Genomic DNA, 5,463 nt, shown 5'->3' on the forward strand with positions numbered 1-5,463 from the left:
CACGCTTCGTTCAATCAGCTCGGCGCTTCCCCAAAGCCATGCTTCATCGATCCCACTAAGTGTCATTTCAATGTTCTTTTGACGCGCTAATTGATCAACAGAGTCAATTGCATTCTCAATGGCATTGATCAGCTCAAATTCATAGAAGTCATCTTCAAGTACTTGTTCTGCCCGTGTGATTTGTAAGAATTGATCTGAAAGTCCCAATGAACGTTCTGCATGCGAGGCAAGCTGATCAATTATTTTTTCCCCCCACTCAATCCTTCCGTTTCGTAAGCCCTGAAGAATGGCTAGTTGCGAGCTAAGCGGCGAACGCACATCATGTGACAGAAAATCAATTAGCTGGTTTTTTTCGCGTTGTTGCTGTCGAATCTGTGTTATGTCGGACATGCTAATCATCATACCGGCATCGCTATGCTCATCGACCAGAAATGGAAGGCAGTGCATCATAATGTCGCGATGCCCAAGGTTAATATTAAATTGCTTTCCTTTGCCTTCGAGTAAACATTCTGAAATCGCTTGACTGAATTCGTCATTACCATCGCGATACGCCGCAAACAGCTTGTAGATTGGTACGGAGATAATCTGCTCATTACTTGGCTGCAACCAAGCGACCGCTCGACTGTTTGCGTAAACAATGAGACCTATTGGGTCTGTTACGATCACTGCGCCAGGCATCTCCTCAAAACCTCGGGAAATAAACGTACGCATATCTTGCATTGCCGTGATTGCATCACGGACTTGATGAATACGCTTTGCGATCTGTTCTGAAGGCTTTTTGATCTGAGTATCATGCTTTGATACAAGCTCAAGCTTGTCTAAAAAGCCTTGGACTATATGTCTCTGTTCCGAGCTTGGGGATGCAATTCCAATTTTGAAGCGCTCATCATCTATCTGAAGCTGAATCCAGCTCGTAGAGTCGTCATGGAACCAAACCCCGAATTCGTTGATCTTAGTCGCGCTAAGTTCATCCTGATTGTAGCCGTGAACAATATTACCATTATGAAATAGGGCATAAGCCTGAGGTTTTAGGATAGATATCAAGGAAAGAAATATTTTTTCCATACTGTGCTGACTAAGACGGCGAAAGCTTAAGTCTGGTTCTTGGCTAAGCCTTTCAAGCTCGTTGCTGAAAAAACTGTTTAGATGTCGCATACGCTGCCAGCTCCAGAGTGGATAGGCAATGAGAATACCTAGCACGCTATTTACCGGGGGAAACCATGTTCTTTCATATGCGAGAAGAATGTAGCTAAAACCGAGAATGCAGCCGACCAGAAGAATGGTCGAGGGCATCACTAAGGTTGGGCGAATTCGAGGGAAGATCAGAATGGGTATCAGAATAAATGCGAACGTTAAAAGATAAGTCCATCGTTCAGAAACGGTCTGGATGATTTCTCCATTGACGATTGCTGAATAGGCGTTTGCGTGAATTTCTACTCCGGACATAGGGCTGTTCATGTGTGAGAATGGCGTCGGAATGATGTCGCCTAGCCCTGCCGCAGTAGCGCCAATGAGAACCGTTTTATCTCTAAAAGTATTAGGGTCTACTTTGTTCGACATGACATCGATAAAGCTATGAGTAGGATAGGTACCGCGGGGGCCTGCGAAGGGGATTAAGCGATACTCACTATTAACCGAGACATACGGCGCGCGCGTTTGTTGCCGGATCTCTTGTAGGTACTGGATCATGGGATTGGTTTCAATCGCCATTGCGAGTGAGATTGAGGGCCAGTATGCTTCGCCAACGCCCGTATTGAGATAAATCCCGCGTGTTAATCCGTCCTCGTCTAGCTCAACATGAACATGGCCTAAGCCCTTTGCGGCATTTGCTAGTTCCGGAATGGGTAAGATTTCAGAAAGTGGCTTGTCGTAGGCCAATGGGTGAATATGCAAGGGGAGCAGGACATTGCCCGCGTTCTCGATTGCTTGAGTGAGTCTTAGATCATCCTCGGGGTGCTGCGTATCGTACTCCGAAAAGAGCACGTCGAATACAATCAGGGAGGATTTATACTCTGTTAGCTTTTCGACAAGCTGGGCGTGAATAGCTCTCCGCCAAGGCCACTGCCCAATACTATTGAGGCTTTTTTCATCGATGGAAACAATGACCGTATCCGGATCTGGTTCCGCAGTGGAAGCATGCATGAACACATCGTACGTAAGCAAGTCGAAGCGTTTCGCTACGTGGCTATATACCAGAAGAGCACTGGCTAAAATCAGAGCTAGCGTCAGAATATGCTGCTCGTAGGGGTGTGGATCGTTTAGAGGCCTAGTCGCCATAATATCGCTTTATGATTATTGTGTTTTGATCAGTGGGTGATGCGCTTGAGCGCTTAATTTGGTTTAGGCTCTACCTTTATCTCTTTCTGTGGCCCAAATTCCGAAGCATATACTTCATCGCCTAAACCTTTTACGCGTGCATAAAAGGTCTTGCCTTCGGGTAGCTTGAGAAATGCGCTAGTTTTACCGAGGGTCTCTTCTTTTAACAAACGACGAAACTCCTTGTCATCTGAAACTTGTAGTACATACCCTTTTGCATTGTCTACTTTATGCCAGAACATGCCAACCTGATCGCCGATATAGTTTACGGTCAAAATTGATACTGGATCGAGTTTCCCCTGGATAGATACTGCTCTAGAAGCGCTCAGGCTTTCTGCGTTGCCAGTACTCAGGGTTCGAACTCGCCAAAAATAATTTCCGGCTGGAAGCTGTTGCTCAATTCGATAAGCAGTGTTTTCGGACCATTTAGTCGGTAGAGCGAGGCGATCATAGTCGCTGTTCTGTGAGAGTTCTAAGCGAGATAGCGTAGACGGAGAGTTGACTGACCAAGTAAATTCCGCCGTAAATCCATCAATAATACTGCCAGGTAGGGGGAGATCTAAGATAGCAACGTCGGCCGAATTAGGGTCTGAAACTTGGGCACTTTGATTGTTAGAAGACGCTGAGTTTGACGAGCTCTCGGATTCTAACTCTTGCGCAGAGTTGCTCGCAGTTTTATTTGCGGATAACGTCGTTTTAGCCTCCGCAAGACTATAACCTGCCGGTAACCCTTTCCAGTCTAGGTCTTGCTCGGAATCGGAAAAAGATCCACCCGACTGACTAGCGATGCGTGGCAGAGTATCTAGCCTTATCGTTTCAATAAGCGCGCTTGGGCTGAATAGACGAGCTCCGAACCCAGCTTTGATCAGTTCTTGGCCATGATCATGCATCAGTTCGACTGCGCCTTCGAGAACTTCTAGAGTCGTTCCTTGAAGGTTTGTTCTTAAACGAAAATCCGTTCCGCGAACGGCCGCTACAGCACTAGGGGTGCTGATCTCATAGCGGGACCCTTTGGTTAAAGGTTCAACCTGAGTTCTGATGCCTCCGCGTCCGAGGCGCATGCGAGTATCGACCATGCCCACCTCTTTGTAACTACTAAGTTTATTAAAAACTAGATGGGAGAAAGCGTCCATGCGTAGGTTAGTGCCGTCTGCAAACTCTACGGTAATTTGGCCTTCGCGCGTTAGTAGCTCGTCACCGACATAAACGTGTGATTGCTTTGATATTGGCATATATCGCGAGTCTTGACTGCGTTTGATGAGTGCCATGCCAATATAGCTTTCTATTTTTGCGGGTTGAGGTTGGTACTTGAGCCACGATACGGGGATCTTGATGATAGACCCCACCTGCAGTTTATCGATGTCTTTAATATGGTTGTAGTGCGCTATCGATGTCCAAGAATATTGTGGCTTAAGCAGACGTTTTGATACCAGTGGTAGGTTGTCTGATGGCCGAATAGTGTAATGCCAATCAAGATTATTTTGGTCTGCATATCCCTGCGCAAATGCAAGGCTGCTACCGGCGAAGGCTGTCAGCAGTATATATAGGGCAAGCAAAAGTCTAACGGGGGCAATGAGCCTCTGCTTGAAACAACTATGAACTGACAACGCAAGACCATTCATAAGTTAGAAAGGGCGATAACTTTGACGAAAGCTATTCGCTCACACGCTCCAGTCGGTAGCCATGTTGGTATATCGTCTTAATACGAAATCCATTTTCCGGCTTGATGTTAAGTTTTCGACGCAGGCGGCTGACGTGGGTGTCTACCGTGCGCGTATTAATGTTTGAAGATATTCCCCAAACTCTTTCCAACAAAAAATCTCTTGAAAGAAGGCGACCAATGTTCTGGAACATAAACACAGCTAGATCGAAGTCTTTATCGGTAAGTGACACGTCTTCTCCAGAGGAAATGATTGTTCGCTTACCAAGATTGATTTGATATGGACCGACTTCAATCTCTTCCTGCTCAGCTTGTTCTCCGCCAACTCTTCGGCTGAGTGCATTGACCCGTGCCACTAATTCTCCTTGGCGTGCAGGCTTCACTAAGTAGTCGTCTGCGCCTGCATCAAGTGCTGTAATAATGTCTGCTTCGCTATCTCTCTGTGTCAAAAAAAGAACCGGAATCCTCCAGTTCATTTCTGAACGGATTTGGCGAAGAACCTCGGTTCCTTCGATGTCTGGAAGTTGCCAATCCAAAATGAGTAAGTCATAACTATTATGCAGGACAGAGTACAAAAATGATTTCCCCGTCGCAAAATGCTCGCACTCATGACCATAGGTCGTAAGTAGATCCACAACTGTTTCAGCTTGCGACAGTTCATCCTCAAGTAACGCAATTTTCATTCCCTAACCCCGCTTAATATTGCAAAGAACTATTTTGAAATGTCTCGGGAACAAAGCTCTACGCCCTATGTCCCTAATATTTCTCTATTTATCCCAATAAGTGTAGTTGCTTTTTGAAATTTTCCGACCTGCTTTTATGCAGTTAGATTGCAAAGCCGCTCCAAAGAAACTGTTTTTGGTTTTGATCTGTAGCGAATTGCAATTATGTGACGTAGTTCCTGCTAGAAAAGCCTCTATATTGAGAGTACTATCTTCGCGTCATTAGATTGCTGAAAGACGTTATGAGGTCGGAGTGGAACGAGAAAATTTGATCAAGGCTTTATTAGAAAAAGCATTCAGCATCGACTATTTGCTTTTAGAGAACGAGAGCCACATGCACTCTGTGCCTGAGAATTCGGAAACCCACTTTAAGTTGGTTCTGGTTTCTGGTGATTTTGAAGGGAAAAGAAAGGTAGCACGGCATCAAGCGGTATACGCCGAGGTGTCGTCGTTAATGAACGAGGGCTTGCATGCATTGGCGTTACATCTTTATACCCCGGCTGAATGGCAGGAGCAGAGAGATAAGTCGTTGCAGTCACCGAATTGTATGGGGGCGTCATGGGAAGCTCTTCATTTAGAAGGCTGAGAGTAGTGCTCATTAACGGGTGCCCTAACTCTTCTACCAACGCCANGGTGATTTTGTTATCAGGAATACGGATGCCAATTTGACGTCGCTTGGGGTTCATTAAGCGGCGAGGAACCTCACTAGTGGCCTTTAGAATGAAAGTATAAGGCCCGGGAGTATGCGCCTTAATTTGCCGATAT

General features: G+C 45.9%; 4 protein-coding genes and 1 pseudogene. 1 reads left to right on the plus strand and 4 read right to left on the minus strand.

The genetic code is table 11. The features are described from left to right. From A3750_RS21685 to A3750_RS21695, 3 genes are all read right to left on the minus strand, one after another. On the minus strand, nt 1-2,277 hold a 2,277-nt coding region (locus A3750_RS21685), incomplete at its 3' end, for a CHASE2 domain-containing protein (protein ID WP_068548818.1). Between the two features lie 53 nt (nt 2,278-2,330). Beyond that, nucleotides 2,331-3,872 (minus strand): FecR domain-containing protein, encoded by a 1,542-nt coding sequence (locus tag A3750_RS21690; RefSeq protein WP_197466376.1) that lies wholly within the window; start codon nt 3,870-3,872, stop codon nt 2,331-2,333. A gap of 97 nt (nt 3,873-3,969) precedes the next feature. Next, entirely contained in the window at nt 3,970-4,659 is a 690-nt protein-coding gene (locus A3750_RS21695; protein ID WP_068457496.1) for a response regulator transcription factor, read from the minus strand. A gap of 373 nt (nt 4,660-5,032) precedes the next feature. Here A3750_RS21695 and A3750_RS27010 point away from each other — a divergent pair, with 373 nt between their 5' ends. Further along, nucleotides 5,033-5,284, plus strand: a complete 252-nt coding sequence (locus tag A3750_RS27010; protein WP_369819967.1) for a BolA family protein — start codon at nt 5,033-5,035, stop codon at nt 5,282-5,284. Here A3750_RS27010 and A3750_RS27015 read toward each other — a convergent pair. Next, a pseudogene (locus tag A3750_RS27015) lies at nt 5,244-5,463 on the minus strand (Sua5/YciO/YrdC/YwlC family protein); the annotation flags it as partial. The gene A3750_RS27010 and the pseudogene A3750_RS27015 sit on opposite strands and share 41 nt — an antisense overlap.

The organism is Oleiphilus sp. HI0079, assembly GCF_001635105.1.